Genomic DNA, 15,875 nt, shown 5'->3' on the forward strand with positions numbered 1-15,875 from the left:
GCCCTCAATCGCGTCGTGGCCCTGGACGTGGCCACGCGCCATGCCCGGCGGACATGATCGGCGAGCCGGACCTAGCCCAGGACCAGGCCGGGGTCCGGGTCCTGCTCGGGGGTCGGGGCGGGGATCTTGTACTCCTCGGTGAGGGTGGTCATCGGGCCGGGCCAGGTGGCCTGGGCTACCTCGATGGGCTTGCGGCGGGCGTCGTACGCGACGTGCAGCAGGTGCAGCACCGGGGTGTCCGGCCGGATCTGGAGCGTCTCGGCCTCCTCCCGGCTGGGCTGGCGGGCGCTTATCGTGTCGGTGGCCGACACGTAGCGCCGCCCGGTGACCTCCTCGGCCTCCTGGTAGAGGGGGCGGCCGAACGCCTCGGCGCGCTCCAGCGAGGTGCCCACCGTGTCGGTGGGCAGGAACCAGGAGGCGCCCACCTCGACGGGGGAGTCGTCGGTGCGGACGAGGTGTCGGCGGCAGAGCAGGTCGGTGCCGTCGGGCACGCCGAACGCGTCGGCGACCTCGGCGGGGGCGGGGGCGCGACCGACCGAGACGAGTTGCTGACGGTAGCGGGCGGCCAGATCGGTGTGGTAGCCGCGGAAGCCGCCGTACCGGCCTCGGGAGAGGCGGTTGAGTCGGCGTCGGGTGCCCCGGACGTACGTACCGGAGCCGGGTTTGGTGATCAGGATGCCCTCGACCCGCAGCTGGTCGACGGCGCGTTGCACGGTCTGCTTCGCGACGCCGAACATCTCGGCGATGGCCGGGATGGACGGCAGTCGCTCGCCGGGCCCCCAGTCGCCGCGGCGCACCTGGGCCTTGAGCTGTGCGGCGATCTGTCGGTGTGGGAACTCGGCGGCCCCGGGATTGATCTGCACACCCGCCTCCTTGATCACATCTAGGTTCCTAGGATGCCTTAGAGGGTGTGTCGGCGCTACCCCGGACACGCGAAAACGGGCCCCCGGACCACGAAGGTCCGAGGGCCCGCGATGAGCAGTGCTACCAGGAGCCGGCGGTGGGGCCTGCCGAACCGCCCCGGCGGCGTAGGTACTTCTCGAACTCCTGAGCGATCTCGTCACCGGTCAGCGGGGTGATGCCCTCGTCGCCGACCCGTTCCTCCAGCTCACGGACGTACTCGCCCAGCTCGGCGTCCTGCTCGGCGGCGCTGCGGACGCGCTGCTCCCACTCGGCGGACTCCTCGGCCAGGTCGGCCATCGGCACCGGCAGGTCGACGACCTCCTCCACCCGGTGCAGCAGGGCGAGGGTGGCCTTCGGGCAGGGCGGGTTGTTGGCGTAGTGCGGCACGTGCACCCAGAACGAGACGGCGTCCACGTCGGCGCGGGTGCACGCGTCGTGCAGCACGCCGACGATGCCGGTCGGCCCGTCGTAGCGGGTGGGGGTGAGCTGGTAACGCTCGGCGGCCTGCGCGTCGGAGGCGCTGCCGCTGATCGGCAGCGGCCGTGTGTACGGAACATCGGCCAGCAACGCGCCGAGCAGCACCACCCGTTCCACCTCGAGGCTGTGGCAGATCTCCAGCACCTGCTCGCAGAACGTGCGCCAGCGCATGCTCGGCTCGATGCCGCGGATCAGCACCACGTCACGGTCGGTGCCCTCCGGGCTGGCCACCATGAACCGGGTCGTCGGCCACTCCACCCGGCGGGTCTCCCCGTCGGCCATCGTGATGGTGGGCCGGCTGACCTGGAAGTCGTAGAAGTCCTCCGGATCCAACTCGGCGATCTGCCGGGCGTTCCAGACCTGCTCAAGGTGCTCCACGGCGGCGGTGGACGCGTCGGCGGCGTCATTCCAGCCCTCGAACGCGGCGATGGCCACCGGGGACCGCAGCACCGGCAGTCCGTCGAACTCGGTCACGCCGTCACCTCACCCTGCTCGTCGCGGCCGGCGCCGGGATGGCGCCCGGTCGTCGTACCGTGGTGCACGGCGGCGTCCCTGTTGTCCTTCACGTCCGTCAGCCTACGTCCCGGGCGGAGGTACGGCCTGTCGGCCGCGCCGGTCGGCCGCTTCCAGGCCCGGTCATACACGAACGGACCGGACAGCGTGATCCCGCTGACACAATGTGGGATCGGGTGTCGAGGGCCGATGAGCGGGGCGGCAGCCGCACTAACCTGGACAGGTGCGGATTTCGTTTATGGATGTGCTGGCCGAACGGATTCTCATCGCCGACGGGGCGATGGGCACGATGTTGCATGCCGCGGACCTCACGCTCGACGACTTCGACGGCCTCGAGGGATGCAACGAGATCCTCAACGTCACCCGGCCGGACGTGGTGCGCGGGGTGCACGACGCCTACCTGGCCGCCGGCGCGGACTGCGTGGAAACCAACACCTTCGGCGCCAACCTCGCCAACCTCGGCGAGTACGACATCCCGCAGCGCATCCGGGAGCTGTCCGAGGCGGGCGCGCGCATCGCCCGGGAGGCCGCCGACGCGGCCAGCACACCGCAGCGGCCCCGCTTCGTGCTCGGTTCGATCGGGCCGGGCACCAAACTTCCCACCCTCGGGCACGCCGCGTACGCGACCCTGCGCGACGCGTACCAGGAGAACGCCGCCGGTCTGATCGTCGGTGGCGCGGACGCGTTGATCATCGAGACCTGCCAGGACCTGCTGCAGGTCAAGGCGGCGGTGGTCGGGTCGAAGCGGGCGATGGCCGAGCTGGGCCAGTCGGTGCCGATCATCTGTAACGTGGCCGTGGAGACCACCGGCACCATGCTGGTCGGCAGCGAGATCGGCGCGGCCCTGGCGGCGATCGAGCCGCTCGGGGTCGATCTGATCGGCCTCAACTGCTCCACCGGCCCGGCCGAGATGAGCGAGCACCTGCGCTACCTGTCGCAGCACTCCCGCATCCCGCTGTCGGTGATGCCGAACGCCGGCCTGCCGGTGCTGACCGCCGACGGGGCATATTTCCCGCTGACTCCCGTGGAGCTGGTCGAGGCCCTGGAGCGGTTCATCACCGAGTACGGCGTGGGTCTGATCGGCGGCTGCTGCGGCACCACCCCGGAGCACATCCGGGTGCTGTCCGAGCGGCTGCACGGCGTCACCGCCCCGGCCCGTGAGCCGCGGCACGAGGCGGGCGTCTCCTCGGTCTACCACCCGGTGCCGTTCGCCCAGGACGCGTCGGTGCTGATGGTGGGGGAGCGGACCAACGCCAACGGCTCGAAGGCGTTCCGGGAGGCGATGCTCGCCGGCGACTGGCGGGCCTGTGTGGAGATCGCCCGCAGTCAGGCCCGGGACGGCTCGCACCTGCTCGACCTGTGCGTGGACTACGTGGGCCGCGACGGCACGCAGGACATGCGCGAGCTGGCCGGCCGGTTCGCCACCGCGTCCACCCTGCCGATCATGTTGGACTCCACCGAGCCGAATGTGGTGGAGGCCGGCTTGGAGATGCTCGGCGGTCGCTGCGTGGTCAACTCGGTGAACTTCGAGGACGGTGACGGCCCCGAGTCCCGGTACGCGCGGGTGATGCCGATCGTCCGTGAGCACGGCGCGGCGGTGGTGGCGCTGCTCATCGACGAGGAGGGCCAGGCGCGTACCCAGGAGTGGAAGGTCCGGGTCGCGGCGCGGTTGATCGACGACCTGACCGGCCGCTGGGGCGTGGACCGTTCCGACATCCTGATCGACGCGCTGACCTTCCCGATCGCCACCGGCCAGGAGGAGACCCGCCGCGACGGCATCGAGACGATCGAGGCGATCCGGGAGATCGCCCGCCGCTACCCGGGTGTCAACTTCACCCTGGGCATCTCGAACATCTCGTTCGGGCTCAACCCGGCGGCCCGGCAGGTGCTCAACTCGGTGTTCCTGCACGAGTGTGTGCAGGCCGGCCTGTCCTCGGCGATCGTGCACGCCAGCAAGATTCTGCCGATGTCGAAGATCCCCGACGAGCAGCGCGAGGTCGCCCTGGACCTGGTGTACGACAGGCGTCGCGAGGGCTACGACCCGGTGCAGCGTTTCCTGGAGCTCTTCGAGGGTGTCGACGTGACGAGCGCCCGGGCCAGCCGGGCCCAGGAGTTGGCGGCGCTGCCGCTGGACGAGCGGCTCAAGCGGCGGATCGTCGACGGTGAGCGCAACGGCCTGGAGGCCGACCTGGACGAGGCGATGGCCGGCGGCCGGTCCCCGTTGTCGATCATCAACGACATCCTGCTGGACGGCATGAAGGTGGTCGGTGAGCTGTTCGGCTCCGGCCAGATGCAGTTGCCGTTCGTGCTCCAGTCCGCCGAGGTGATGAAGACCGCGGTGGCCTACCTGGAACCACACATGGAGACCATCGAGGACGGCGGCAAGGGCCGCATCGTGCTCGCCACCGTGCGCGGCGACGTGCACGACATCGGTAAGAACCTGGTCGACATCATCCTGTCCAACAACGGCTACGAGGTCGTGAACATCGGCATCAAGCAGCCGATCAGCGCCATCCTGGACGCCGCCGAGCAGCACCGCGCCGATGCGATCGGCATGTCCGGGCTGCTGGTGAAGAGCACCGTCATCATGAAGGAAAACCTGGCCGAGATGGCCACCCGCGGGGTCGCGGAGCGCTGGCCGGTCCTGCTGGGCGGGGCGGCGCTGACCCGCGCGTACGTCGAGGACGACCTGCGGTCGGTGTTCCCCGGCCAGGTGCACTACGCGCGGGACGCCTTCGAAGGGCTGTCCCTGATGGACAAGGTGATGACCGCCAAGCGTGGTGGCGCGCCGGTGATCGACCCGGAGCGGGAGGCGGCCCTGGCGGCGCGGCGGGCCCGCCGGGAACGGCAGCGGTCCATGGTGACCGAGTCCCTGCCGGAGCTGCACGACTCCTCGGTCCGCTCCAACGTGGCCGTGGACGTGCCCGTGCCCACCCCGCCGTTCTTCGGCACACGGGTCGTCAAGGGCGTGCCGATGGCCGAGTACGCGGCGTTGCTCGACGAGCGGGCCACGTTCCGCGGGCAGTGGGGGTTGAACGGCGCCCGGGGCGGCAAGGGTCCGTCCTACGAGGAGCTGGTGGAGACCGAAGGCCGGCCGCGTCTGCGCTACTGGCTGGACCGGCTGATCGCCGACCAGGTCCTTGAGGCAGCCGTGGTGTACGGCTACTTCCCCGCGTACTCCGAAGGCAATGACCTGGTGGTGCTCGACGAGAACGGGCACGCGGAGCGCGCCCGGTTCTCGTTCCCCCGGCAGCGGCAGGAGCGGCGGCTCTGCCTGGCGGACTTCTTCAAGCCCAAGGGCGACCAGCTCGACGTGGTCGCGCTGCAACTGGTCACCGTCGGGCAACCCGTGAGCGAGTACGCGGCGAAGCTGTTCGCCCGCAACGAATACCGCGACTACCTGGAGGTGCACGGGTTGTCCGTGCAGCTCACCGAGGCGCTCGCCGAGTACTGGCACCGGCGCATCCGGGCCGAGTTGACGCTGCCCGACGGCCGTCCGCTGAGCACCGACGACCCTGGGGACCTGGCCGGGATCCTGCGCAACGACTACCGGGGCTGCCGGTACGCGTTCGGCTACCCGGCCTGCCCCGATCTGGAGGACCGGGCGAAGATCGTGGACCTGCTCGGGTCGGAGCGGATCGGCGTGGAGTTGTCCGAGGAGTTCCAGTTGATGCCGGAGCAGGCCACCGACGCGATCGTGGTCCACCACCCGGAGGCGAGTTACTTCAACGCCAAGTAAGCCGCATCAATGGCCCGCCGCGTGCGGGGTTGAGCTGGCCGGCGCAAGGATGACCCGTTGAGTGTGATCCAGATGCCGGGTGACGGTGTACCTGCCGGTGGCGCCAACCTTCGGGGCCTGGCTGTTCCATTCCAGGGCTGACCAGCAATCCGCGAACCGCACCACGTACTCCCGGTTCGAGGTGAAGACGTGAGTGACGGTCGCGGTGACCACGGAGCCGATGGGGAAGCGCATCCTGATGGACAGCCACTCCTGGTGGCTCAGGCTACTCGGCTGATAGGTCTGTGAGCGGAACTGCTCGTCGAGAGGCAGAAGGCGGACCTGACCTGGCCGGTGCTCGAGAACCTCGAACGTCATCACTGCGCCAACGGGAGGCCAGTCGGCCGCGTCGTGCGGTAGGACCAGGACGTCGACGAAGCCCTCTGGCTCCTGGCCCAGATCCACCAACAACCCGATCGCTCCGGGCCTCGGTATGCGGACGACCTGACCCACGACGTGCGCGCCGACGGGGAAGCGACGGCGAGCCGTGTTGAATTGGTCCAACTCCACCCGCGGAAACCTCCTCGACCGCCCTGGATCCATGTCCTCGGTCGATGGTAAGTCGGGCTCCTGAGTGGTCCTGGTCCGGTCAGCCGTCGCGCCCGTAGGATCTGCTGATGATCGAACCGTGGCCGGTCACCCGGTCGACGTTGCGGCAGGTGTTTCCGATCGTGGCACCGATGCCGATGCCGATGGCCGAGCTGCCGACCCGCACGTGGTCCGACGGGCAATGGGATCGGATCAAGCTCGGTTACGAGGCTCGCGGCATGGACGAGAAGTGGAACGTGTTCGTTGAGGACCAGGTCGCCTTCCTGCATCGCAGCTGGACCGGCAACGGGATATTCGAAGCGTCGTTCTCGCCCGTTGGTGGCGGTGGTTGGCGTATCTCAGCGGCGACGGTGGAGTCCGACCCGTCGCGTTACCGTCGCAGCTCTGAACGATATGACCGAGTGATGGTCGAGCTTGTGATCAGCGCGATCGTGCTCGGTGAACCTGCCGTGGATCTGCGCGCCCAGCTCGTCGCGCTGACAACGCAGAAGTCCGGACGCACTGACCTTCCCGCAGGCCTCGTCGAACACAGTGCGCTCGGGTCGAGGTCAGGCTCATAGCCGACGACGAGTTGCCAGGTCACGCACAAGGCGAAGCTGCCGAGCCTGGCACCCCATACCGGGCGGTGCCGAAGGCGGCGGGGACGGTCCGATCTGCACCGCCCCCGCCGGGGATCATTCGGGGATGATGAACTGGGCGGTGCTGGTGGTGTCGTAGCTGACACCGTTCTTCTCGGCGTGGTGGATGCAGTTGATCGTGGCCGTGCGGGACTGGACGGGAACGCCGGTGACCGGGACGGTCGGAGACCAGAAGGTCACGTCGACGAGGGCGCCGTTGTTCTCGGAGTCGTAGTCGTGGGTGGAGTAGTTGAGCACGGTGGCGGAACACCGGACGTTTATGTAATTGGCGTCCACCCGGTCGTTGCCCCAGGTGGCGAGCCGGGAGTAGCCGCGGACCTTGATGCCACCCTGACGCAGTGGCCAGCTTCCTTCGTGGCCGGTGTCCTCCAACTGGATGACTCCCTGCAGGTTGTAGGCCGGGGTGGGTGGCGTCCCGCCGCCGCCACCCCCACCGCCATCACCGCCACACTCCGAATCGATGGGGCACTCGCCGACCCACGCCTGCGCCGGCACGGCGGCCACGCCGATGAACGCGAAGCAGGCCAGCAGGGCAACCCCCAGCGTGGAAGCGCGTCTGAGCACGTCATCTCCTGTCAGCAGACGCCCGGGTATGTCACCCAGGGCATGCGGTTGGACGCGTAGAGTATGGCGCGGCATCGGGAAGCGCGATAGGCATTGCGCGCGACGACGCCGCAGACCGACCCTTGTGTGTTCATCGGTTGTCGTCGGACTAGCCCTTGCCGGTCAATGGGATCTCGACAAACCCTCGATCGTTGTGCAACATCATCCTTCGCGGGAAACGGCGTCAGTCGAATTACGAATTGACCGATCAGCATGCGTTGCGGAGTGGGCGGAACGGCCTGAGGTGGTGGGATGAGTCGACTCTCTCGGGGAGCGAGTTCCAGGTTTGGGTCGGTCGAGCGTCTGGCAACGTCGGCCCGATCGATGAGTCCGGCTCGGTTGATCAGGTGGCGGGCAACCTCGCGGACCGTGGTCAGCAGAGCGGTGGCGATGCCTGGGCTCTGGGTCGGTGCTCAGTTCGTGGGGGACAGCCGGCCGGTTTCCTTGCCCTGAGTGTCGAGGAGCACGAGAACCTTGCCGTCGAGACCGGCTCGTCGGGCCGTGGTGACCCATTGTCCGATCGGCACGCTGTCGGCGCAGAACGCCAGCGTGGCTGCTCTCGTGGTGGCGAGCAGGGTGCCGCCGGCAGCGGTGATCCACCGACCGCTCTGGTCGTTGCAGCCGTCGGATCCGTGCCACTCACCGTCCGCCGTGAACTCCAGGTACGCCGCCCTGTGCCCGCTTGTGGGTGCCCAACGCCCCGCCGGCTGCCGCTGGTCGAAGGGTACGAGCGCCGCCGGTAGTGCGACGGCGGGGGCCAGGTTCCGTCGAGCCTCGTCGGTGACCACCGGCGGCGCCAGGACGGAGGCGTCCATGTCGGGCTCGGGGGTCGGTGTAGCCCCGGGGATCAGCCGGGCGACCGGTTGCCGCCGGCGGTCCAGAAGGAGAGGTAGCCCTGTGCCGTCGAAGCGGTAGGCGGTCACGCTCCGCAGCCACCCAGGTGTCTCTCGACTGGCCTTCTCGCAGCCAGGGGTGCCTTCGACGACGGCGCTGGAAGCCGACCAGACGTCGGCGAGGAAGACACCTTCGCTGTTGGCCCGCCAGTTCCCGCCCACGGTGCCGCAGTGGCTGCCGATCAGGTGTAGCTCACTGTCTGCGAGCCGCAGGATCGTGCCCGCGCCGGGGTCAGCGACATCGACGAGTGTCCAGGAGTCGATCAGCCTCTCCGGTGCCAATGGCACCGCTGCCCCCGTGGTGCCGGAGATCGGCGGTCCTGGGTCTGGGGAATCCCGCTGGCCCTGCCTCGCGCATCCGGTGAGAAGCACAACCACCGCAACTACCGTCGCGAGGGGTCCCCGGTGTGCCTTGTGGCTTCTCATGGTGAGGTCTCCCGGTTCCTCCGGCCACGATCGGGCCGGGGCTCGACGGCACTCGGCGAACAACGGACGCACCTCCTCTAACAACGGCTGGTAGGGAGAAAAGTTGCCGCGATGGCGACCTATGGTGCTGCCGTGCCGTTGGGACTGGATCGGATGGTGGCCTGGTCGCCGTCGGCGAGGGCGCGGGCCCAGTCGCCCGACCACCGCACGAGGGGGCGCAGGGCGCGGTAGGGCGTCCTGTCCGAGTGGGGCGAGGGCATAGGCGCTGTCTGGTTGCTGCGCCACGATGCGTGCCGCGCCGCGCGCCGGCTCAGGTGTTGTCGAGTACGAACGCCCGCATCAGGTCGGCGCATTCGGCCGCGTGTGTCTCCAACAGGAAGTGCCCGCCGTCGTAGATGTGCGCGTCCATCCGCTCCAGGGCGCGGTGGTAGGCGAGGACCTCCTCGACGTCGAAGAACGGGTCGTGCCGTCCCCAGAGGACGAGCGCCGGCGGCTGGTGGGCACCGTGGTAGTCGGCCAGCTCGGCGAAGCGGGCGACGTGGTTGGCGTAGTCGGTGAACAGCGCGAACTGGGCGTCGATGTTGCCGGGTCGTCGCATGCGCTCCCAGTCGAGGTGCCACGACTCGGGAGGTTGCAGCGTGCGTACGCCCTCGGGCAGCCCGGCGAGGTATTGGTCGCGGGTCCCGGTGAAGGTCAACCAGTCCGGCAGTGTGGCGCGCCGTTCGTCGGTCGGGTCGGCCCAGTACGCCTTGGCGTCGTCCCACTGCTCGCCGAGGCCGTCGGAGTGCGCGTTGCCGCTCTGGACGATGAGGCCGCGGATGCGGTCCGGGGCGCGGGTGGCCAGGTGGTATCCCACCGGTGCGCCGAAGTCGTGCAGGTAGACGAAGAAGCGCTCGACGTCGAGCTGGTCGAGCAGGCTCTCGATCGTCCGGGAGAGGTTCTCGAAGGTGTAGTCGTACTCGTCGACGGTTGGTGACGACGACATGCCGAAGCCCGGGAGGTCGGGTGCGACCACGTGCGCGACGTCGGCCAGTGTGGGCATGACCTCGCGGAAGGTGTGCGACGAGCTCGGGAACCCGTGCAGCAGCAGTACGGTTGGCTGCCCGGCCCGTCCGGCCTCGCGCAAGAACACCTCCAGGCCGTCGACGTCGGCCTGTCGGTGGCGGACCTTGTGGATGGCCTGCATCGCGTCCTCCTCCTGGAACGGGTGGCGAGGCGTCGATCGGGGTGTGCGTCGAGCGGCGGCGACGCCCATCGTGCCCGGCCCGGCCGACACTGCCGATCCCATCCCAACCTAGTGATGAGTCGTCGCGCCCGTACCCGTTCCCCCGCGACGGAACAGCAGACTGCGGACCGCCACCGGCGCCGCCGGGTGGGCAGCCGCGAGTGGGCCACTGTGTTCGACCAGTTCGGCGTACGCGGTCTGCTGATTCCCGGAATTTCTGGTACGGCCAGCCGCCGGACGTCGACAATCGGGCGACGACAATGATCCTGCGGTATTCCACCACCTGTTTCCTTGGGGTCCAACTGTCCCCGATCAGTGGTGTCTGCCCACAACCCCGTCGCGCAGACTCCGGAGGGTGACCACCTATCCTGCGAAGAAGAAGAACGGGAATCTCGGTGCCGTCGGTATCGCCGCCGCCATTTCCGTCTTGTTGTGCTGCGGCGTCGGCACCATTGGCGCGCTCACCGACGACGACAGTGACAAGAAGCCCGTTGCGGTGGCCACCGCGACCGCTTCGACGGTCCGCGACCGTATTGTCGACAACGCGACTGTCACCGCCAGTCCGACGCCCAGCGCAGAGGCGTCCACCACCCCGTCGCCCGCCCTGATCCCGACCCCGGGTCCGCAGCGCACCATTGGTGCGCCGACATCCCGACCGGTCGCCAAGCCGACGACGAGCAAGCCGAAGGCCAAGGCGACGACGCCAGCGCCGAAGCCGAAGACAACAGCGCCGAAGCCGAAGGCGACGACAACAGCGCCGAAGCCGAAGCCGACCACCGCGAAACCGAAGCCGCCCGCCGTGTCGACTGTGCATCCCGGAGCGTTCTGCTCGACCCAGGGGGCGCGTGGCGTGACGAAGACCGGTAAGCCGATGGTGTGCACGACCACCGCGACGGATGCCAAGAAGCGGTGGCGGGCAGCGTAATCGACGGAGGCGACGAGGCCCGGCCGCCGAGAATGGTGCCGGGCCTCGTCGGCGGTATGTTTCCCGCGGAGGGTACGGCCGCAGGCCGTGACGATGCGCGCAAGCCGGATAGCGGGCCGAGAACTCCGGGTGACTCCGTCTCCCGGACGTGAGCGGCCGGCACGGCCGCACCACCGAAGGGGAAGATCCGGCATGACGATCCAGCGGATGGACAACGCCCTCATCGTTGTCGACGACCTTGACGCGGTCATCGCGTTCTTCGTCGAACTCGGGATGGAGTTGGAGGGCAGGGGGCCGGTCGAGGGGCGCTGGGTGGAGCGGGTGATCGGGCTCGAGGACGTCCGGCAGGAGGTCGCGATGCTGCGGACCCCGGACGGTCACGGCAAGGTCGAGTTGGCGATGTTTCACACGCCGGAGGCGATCAGGGCCGAGCCGACCGACGCGCCCGCGAACACGCTGGGCATTCGCCGGATCATGTTGGCCGTCGACGACGTCGAGGACGTCGTCGCCCGCCTGCGGACGCATGGGGCCGAGCTGGTCGGGGAACTGACGCAGTACGAGAACGTCTACCGGCTCTGCTATGTCCGTGGCCCGGAGGGCATCATCGTCGGATTGGCCGAACACCTCAGCTGAGGGCCAGCACGGCGAGCGTCAGGCGTGGATGTCGGCGACCATCGTGTCCGCGTTCTCGAACGACTCGACCGTGCGGAACCCTTCCGCGGCGTAGAGACGCGCGGCGATGTTCGCACGCTCCACACTCAGCGACACCCGACGGATGCCGCGTGCGCCCGCGGCGTCCAGGACCGCGCGCAGCAGCATCCGGCCCACACCCCGACCCCGCCACGACTCCACCACGCCGATGGTCAACTCCGGCACGTCGTCGCTCACGTACCCGTAACCGGGGTCAGCGGCGGTCAGGTGCCGACACCAGGCCGCGCCGACCGGCTGACCGGCCGGCTCCACCGCGACCACCCCGACGTCGTCCGGCCGCATCCACCCGGTGACATAGTGCGCCAGCGCGGGGTCGGCCAGGATCCGCTCGCGCGACCAGTCGCGCTCCGGCAGCCAGTTGATGGCCTCCACAAGCATGTCGACAAGGAATGCGAGATCAGTGGGGGTGGCCGCGCGGACATCGACGTTCTGCACCGCCGCATCCTGCCACAGGACCACGCCCGCCACCGTTGACCGCGCGGGAAGGCGACCTCCTCCGGTTGGCCCACCCGGCCGAGCGGAAGTAACTCGCTGAGCTGAGCGGTCGTACGACCAACTGATGAGGTCCCTTTCGTTCCCGCTGTCGATGGCACGGCCGAATCTCGGGGCCAGAGTGGATATGGATGTCGCCTCGCTGTCCGCGGTGCCCCGGCCGCCGTCGACGGCCGAGGGTCCGACACCCATTGTCGAAAGGGGTCTTTCGTGAGCGGGAAAGAGGAACAGAACGGCAGGTGGGCGCCCTGGTGGGTCTACCTGTGCGTCATTCTCGGCAGCAACTACGTGAAGCAGTATCTGGTTCAGGACCTGCCCGTGGCGGTCAACGCCGCGATCACCGTCGTGCTCGTCGGCACGCTCTTCGTGGTCATCACCGCGGTGTATCGCGGTGTGCGGGGCACCGACCGTTAGCGGCGCCTGCGCGGGCCGGCGCTCCTGGCGTTCTCGTTACGCTCGGGGCATGTTCCGTGCGGCTCGGCCCGATGACTTCGCGCAGATCATCCGTCTCTACCGGCAACTCAACCCCGACGATCCGGTGCTCGACGATGGATCCGACGAGGTGGTGTTCCGGCAGATCGTGGCCACACCGGGGCTGCGCCTGTTCGTTCTCGAACTGGACGGGGTCGTCGTCGCCACGACGTACCTCAATCTGATCCCCAACCTCAGCCGGTCGGCGTCGCCGTACGCCGTCATCGAGAACGTGGTCGTCGAGGAGTCGCGGCGCGGCACCGGGCTCGGCCGGCAGATCATGGCCGGCACGCTCCAGGCCGCCTGGGACGCGGGCTGCTACAAGGCGATGCTGATGACTAGCTCGCGTACCCCCGCGACGCATGCCTTCTACCGCGCCTGCGGGTTCTCGGCCGACGTCAAGACCGCGTTCTTGGCGCGACCACCGGCAGCCGAGAGCTAGAGCCGCCCTCTAGGCGGGGAAGGTCTCGCGCAGCGCGGGGTCCAGTGACCGGCCGGTCGTCGGCTCGACGAACAGCTCGGCGAGCAGAAGGCCCGCGAGGTGGGTCACGTTGATGCCCGACTCCTTGCCCGCGAGGCCCTGCAACGCGCCGCCGAGTCGGAACGCGGCCTTCGCCGCGCCGGCCGGCAGCCGGCCCACCCGGCGGCGTCGGCCGACCGCCTCGGCGATGCGCCCGATCATGTCGTCCCAGGTCAGGTTCTCGTCGGCGACCGGTATGTCCGCGCCGCTGGCCTGCTCCAAGGCGTCCGCCGCGACCTCCGCGACGCTGCGCACCGCGACCGCGGCGCTTCCGCCCGACGGCACGACAAGGGGGGTACGCGACCGCGCCCACCGGTCCAGCGGCCCCGCCCAGTTGGGCAGCCGGTCACCGGCCCGACCGAAGACGAAGGGCAGTTCGAGGACGGCGACCGGCAGGTCCGGGCCGGCGGCCGCCCGTCCCTCCCGGGCCTGCTCGACACGGCACCTGATGTACGTGTGCCGCTCGGCCAGCCGCCACTGCGGATGCAGCCGGTCGAAATAGGTGTAGTACGAGCCCATGACGACCGCGCGGGTCAGACCCTCCTGGCGCGCGGCGGCGCACAGGCGTACCACCGGTTCGACGTTGTCGCGGCGGAACTCCGGGTAGATCGGCTTGGGCAGCGGCCGCTGCTCGTCGGTGCGGGTGGCATACACGACACCGTCGTGACCGGCGAGCAACGGCCGCAGGTCCTCGATCGAGGCGGACCCGGCATCGAGGAGGTGGTCGACCCCCGGCTGGGCGGTCCGTGCCACAGTGGTGGTGGCGTGGCCGCGCTCGCGCAGCACGTCCACGACATGAGCGCCGATCAGGCCACTGCCACCCACCACGAGAATCCGCACGGTGCATCGTCCACTCTGGACAGGGGTGGTTGTCAAGCCACCGGACCGGCGCCGGTCACTGCTTGTTCTTCGCGACGTTGTAGATGTCCAGGACGTCGTCGTCGAAGTAGGGGCCGTACATGTTGCCGGAGAACTTGTACGACATCACCGAGTTGACGTACCCGAATCGGAGGTCGTTGTCCCAGGCGCGCAGGAACGGGCCGCCGCTGGAACCATGGTTGAGCGGGCAGTTCTTCAGCTTGATCCGCTGCGCCCCGGCGGCCTTGAGGGCGCCCTGGGCGTAGTACTGCGACAGGCCGTCGTACGGGGCCTCGGCCGGATAGCCGAGCAGCATCGCCGTGAGCGTCTTGGACTTGTTGACGCTGAGCCCCTGCCCGCCGGTGACGTGCACGAGCCGGTCGCCCTTGAGTGGGTGCATGGTGACGAACGCGAAGTCCCACCAGAGGTAACCCCAGTCGACCCAACCCTCGACGGAGGTGAACTCCTTGGCGAACCAGAGGTCGTGCAGCTCCTCACCCTCGGTGTACTCCGGCGCGTACGCCCAGTTGTCGTGCCAGACGGATCCGCCGTCACCGGGGTGTACGCAGTGCCCGGCGGTGGACACCATGTTCGCCTGCGGGTTGTTGATGGTCCCGCCGGAGCAGAAGAAGTTCTCGCCGTTGTGGGTGAAGAAGACGCGACCGACCCCGGGTGAGGCGTTCACCGCCTGGGTTTCCGCGCCGGCCGCGGTGGCGCGCACACCGGCTGCCAGGGACCGGGGTGTCGCGGGCGTGGCCACGTCACGTGCCGCACCGATCCGGCCGGGGCGGTCGGCGGCCTCCCGGTCGAAGGTGTCGGTCCCCTGCGGCATGGGGGCGGGTCGTGCCGCGCGCATGCGCTCCGGCGTCCAGTAGGCGCGGCCCGCCGCCGCTGCGGTGTCCGCGTCGGTGGGCACCCGTCCGTGGATGGTGGCGCGTGCCTCGGTCACGGTCGCGGACGAGGTGGGCGCGCCCGCCGCGTCCGCCTGGGCCGGCGGCTGAGCGACGGCCAGGCTGGCCAGCAGCATGACGCCCACCGAGACGAAGCCGAATTTCCTGCGCACGAGACCCCCTGAGGTTTGGCGGTCGGAGCCACTACGCTCCGACGTCGTACCGCCCACGCTAGGCGTGGGCGGTCCGTCCACCGTGGTCCTGTCGTGTACGTTCGGTGACGGTTGCCTGACTGCGAAACGGGTCGCGTCGTGCCTGAGAAACCTTCACGAATTCGGGGGTAGGGAATGCCTGAGCCGCGCGCCTTCTGGCTGGACGAGCAGTTCGACCGCGAGCACGGCACCGCCGGGGGTGGCCGCTACGAGGCCGAGGTACGCAGGCGGCTCGACGACTTCGCCGACACCTGGGGCGACATCTCGCCGGTCGGGTTCGCGGCGACCGCCTGGCGGGTCGCCGCCGAGCTGTCGCCCGGCTTCGTCCGCTGGCACCGGCGGATCGTTTCGGCGACCTGCACGAGAAGCCCGTGGGACGGCAGCATGGTCTGCGCCGTGACGGTGATCTCCCGCTGGCCCGCCGAACTCACCTGGACCAGGCAGTGGCAACGCGACCGCGGCTGGCGCGACTGGCCCCAACTGTTCGGCCAGTACACGACCCCGACCGAGCAGGATCAGACCCGCAGCCCGCACCTGCGGGCGATGCTCCAGGTCGACGCGCCGGTGCCGCTCGACCATCTGCCGCCGGCCCCGGACGGTCCGGATGACGACGTCGCCACCACGGCCCGCCGAGCCATCGTGGTCCTGGCCCGGGAGCTGAACGACCTGATCGCACCGATGATCGGCCAACTCGACGCCGGGGTGCCCGCGGACTCCTAGGGCGTGTGTCAAAGTCCTCGGTCGAGCCGAGGCGGAGTCCAGGCGGCGGTCCGGCAAGGCGGAGATTGGTC

General features: G+C 69.4%; 16 protein-coding genes. 7 read left to right on the forward strand and 9 right to left on the reverse strand.

Annotated features, from left to right (window positions below; translation table 11 throughout):
- Positions 1–71: 71 nt before the first annotated feature.
- Positions 72–863 carry a GntR family transcriptional regulator gene (locus tag ACLQ29_RS21775; RefSeq protein ID WP_425773324.1) on the reverse strand — a complete coding sequence of 264 codons (792 nt, stop codon included), beginning with the start codon at positions 861–863 and terminating at the stop codon, positions 72–74.
- Between the two features lie 121 nt (positions 864–984).
- The gene (locus ACLQ29_RS21780) at positions 985–1,854 is read right to left on the reverse strand and encodes a PAC2 family protein (protein ID WP_357254177.1); all 870 of its coding nucleotides are present in this window, start codon (positions 1,852–1,854) and stop codon (positions 985–987) included.
- Between the two features lie 262 nt (positions 1,855–2,116).
- On the opposite strand from ACLQ29_RS21780, the gene metH reads away from it, so the two are divergent.
- Positions 2,117–5,632: a methionine synthase gene (gene metH / locus ACLQ29_RS21785; protein ID WP_425773325.1), complete on the forward strand. Its 3,516-nt coding sequence runs from the start codon at positions 2,117–2,119 to the stop codon at positions 5,630–5,632.
- 6 nt (positions 5,633–5,638) lie between these two features.
- Here metH and ACLQ29_RS21790 read toward each other — a convergent pair whose 3' ends face one another.
- Complete coding sequence (locus ACLQ29_RS21790; protein WP_425773326.1) at positions 5,639–6,082, reverse strand: hypothetical protein; 444 nt, start codon at positions 6,080–6,082, stop codon at positions 5,639–5,641.
- Between the two features lie 206 nt (positions 6,083–6,288).
- On the opposite strand from ACLQ29_RS21790, the gene ACLQ29_RS21795 reads away from it, so the two are divergent.
- The gene (locus tag ACLQ29_RS21795; RefSeq protein WP_425773327.1) at positions 6,289–6,780 is read left to right on the forward strand and encodes a hypothetical protein; all 492 of its coding nucleotides are present in this window, start codon (positions 6,289–6,291) and stop codon (positions 6,778–6,780) included.
- 114 nt (positions 6,781–6,894) lie between these two features.
- Here ACLQ29_RS21795 and ACLQ29_RS21800 read toward each other — a convergent pair whose 3' ends face one another.
- The 3 genes from ACLQ29_RS21800 to ACLQ29_RS21810 form a co-directional block, all read right to left on the reverse strand.
- A complete protein-coding gene (locus ACLQ29_RS21800) occupies positions 6,895–7,422 on the reverse strand; it encodes a hypothetical protein (RefSeq protein ID WP_425773328.1) in 528 nt (175 codons plus the stop codon).
- A gap of 452 nt (positions 7,423–7,874) precedes the next feature.
- Entirely contained in the window at positions 7,875–8,642 is a 768-nt protein-coding gene (locus ACLQ29_RS21805; RefSeq protein ID WP_425773329.1) for an META domain-containing protein, read from the reverse strand.
- 448 nt (positions 8,643–9,090) lie between these two features.
- Positions 9,091–9,966, reverse strand: coding sequence for an alpha/beta fold hydrolase (locus ACLQ29_RS21810; protein ID WP_425773330.1), 876 nt, complete (start codon positions 9,964–9,966; stop codon positions 9,091–9,093).
- Positions 9,967–10,360: 394 nt separating this feature from the next.
- Between ACLQ29_RS21810 and ACLQ29_RS21815 the strand changes: the two genes are divergently transcribed.
- Both ACLQ29_RS21815 and ACLQ29_RS21820 read left to right on the forward strand, forming a co-directional pair.
- A complete protein-coding gene (locus tag ACLQ29_RS21815) occupies positions 10,361–10,930 on the forward strand; it encodes a hypothetical protein (protein WP_425773331.1) in 570 nt (189 codons plus the stop codon).
- A 192-nt stretch (positions 10,931–11,122) separates the two neighbouring features.
- Positions 11,123–11,563: a VOC family protein gene (locus ACLQ29_RS21820; RefSeq protein ID WP_425773332.1), complete on the forward strand. Its 441-nt coding sequence runs from the start codon at positions 11,123–11,125 to the stop codon at positions 11,561–11,563.
- An 18-nt stretch (positions 11,564–11,581) separates the two neighbouring features.
- Here the strand turns inward: ACLQ29_RS21820 and ACLQ29_RS21825 are convergent, their stop codons facing one another.
- Positions 11,582–12,100: a GNAT family N-acetyltransferase gene (locus ACLQ29_RS21825; protein ID WP_425773333.1), complete on the reverse strand. Its 519-nt coding sequence runs from the start codon at positions 12,098–12,100 to the stop codon at positions 11,582–11,584.
- 243 nt (positions 12,101–12,343) lie between these two features.
- Between ACLQ29_RS21825 and ACLQ29_RS21830 the strand changes: the two genes are divergently transcribed.
- Both ACLQ29_RS21830 and ACLQ29_RS21835 read left to right on the forward strand, forming a co-directional pair.
- Positions 12,344–12,547, forward strand: a complete 204-nt coding sequence (locus tag ACLQ29_RS21830) for a hypothetical protein (RefSeq protein ID WP_393373499.1) — start codon at positions 12,344–12,346, stop codon at positions 12,545–12,547.
- Positions 12,548–12,596: 49 nt separating this feature from the next.
- A complete protein-coding gene (locus ACLQ29_RS21835) occupies positions 12,597–13,046 on the forward strand; it encodes a GNAT family N-acetyltransferase (RefSeq protein ID WP_425773334.1) in 450 nt (149 codons plus the stop codon).
- Positions 13,047–13,055: 9 nt separating this feature from the next.
- On the opposite strand, the gene ACLQ29_RS21840 is transcribed toward ACLQ29_RS21835, so the two are convergent.
- Both ACLQ29_RS21840 and ACLQ29_RS21845 read right to left on the reverse strand, forming a co-directional pair.
- Positions 13,056–13,964: an NAD-dependent epimerase/dehydratase family protein gene (locus ACLQ29_RS21840; protein WP_425773335.1), complete on the reverse strand. Its 909-nt coding sequence runs from the start codon at positions 13,962–13,964 to the stop codon at positions 13,056–13,058.
- Between the two features lie 55 nt (positions 13,965–14,019).
- On the reverse strand, positions 14,020–15,045 hold the full coding sequence (locus tag ACLQ29_RS21845) for a trypsin-like serine peptidase (RefSeq protein ID WP_425773336.1): 1,026 nt from the start codon (positions 15,043–15,045) through the stop codon (positions 14,020–14,022).
- A gap of 174 nt (positions 15,046–15,219) precedes the next feature.
- Between ACLQ29_RS21845 and ACLQ29_RS21850 the strand changes: the two genes are divergently transcribed.
- Positions 15,220–15,804: a hypothetical protein gene (locus ACLQ29_RS21850; protein ID WP_425773337.1), complete on the forward strand. Its 585-nt coding sequence runs from the start codon at positions 15,220–15,222 to the stop codon at positions 15,802–15,804.
- Positions 15,805–15,875: the final 71 nt, after the last annotated feature.

Origin of the sequence: Micromonospora sp. DT228, assembly GCF_049841595.1 — a bacterium.
Taxonomy (GTDB): domain Bacteria; phylum Actinomycetota; class Actinomycetes; order Mycobacteriales; family Micromonosporaceae; genus Micromonospora.

What these genes read in the sequence shown, in the direction of transcription:
- ACLQ29_RS21795 (WP_425773327.1), top strand. Translation starts at nt 6,289, where the DNA reads ATGATCGAACCGTGGCCGGTCACCCGGTCGACGTTGCGGCAGGTGTTT.
- ACLQ29_RS21810 (WP_425773330.1), bottom strand. Translation starts at nt 9,966, where the DNA reads ATGCAGGCCATCCACAAGGTCCGCCACCGACAGGCCGACGTCGACGGC.
- ACLQ29_RS21820 (WP_425773332.1), top strand. Translation starts at nt 11,123, where the DNA reads ATGACGATCCAGCGGATGGACAACGCCCTCATCGTTGTCGACGACCTT.
- ACLQ29_RS21835 (WP_425773334.1), top strand. Translation starts at nt 12,597, where the DNA reads ATGTTCCGTGCGGCTCGGCCCGATGACTTCGCGCAGATCATCCGTCTC.
- ACLQ29_RS21850 (WP_425773337.1), top strand. Translation starts at nt 15,220, where the DNA reads ATGCCTGAGCCGCGCGCCTTCTGGCTGGACGAGCAGTTCGACCGCGAG.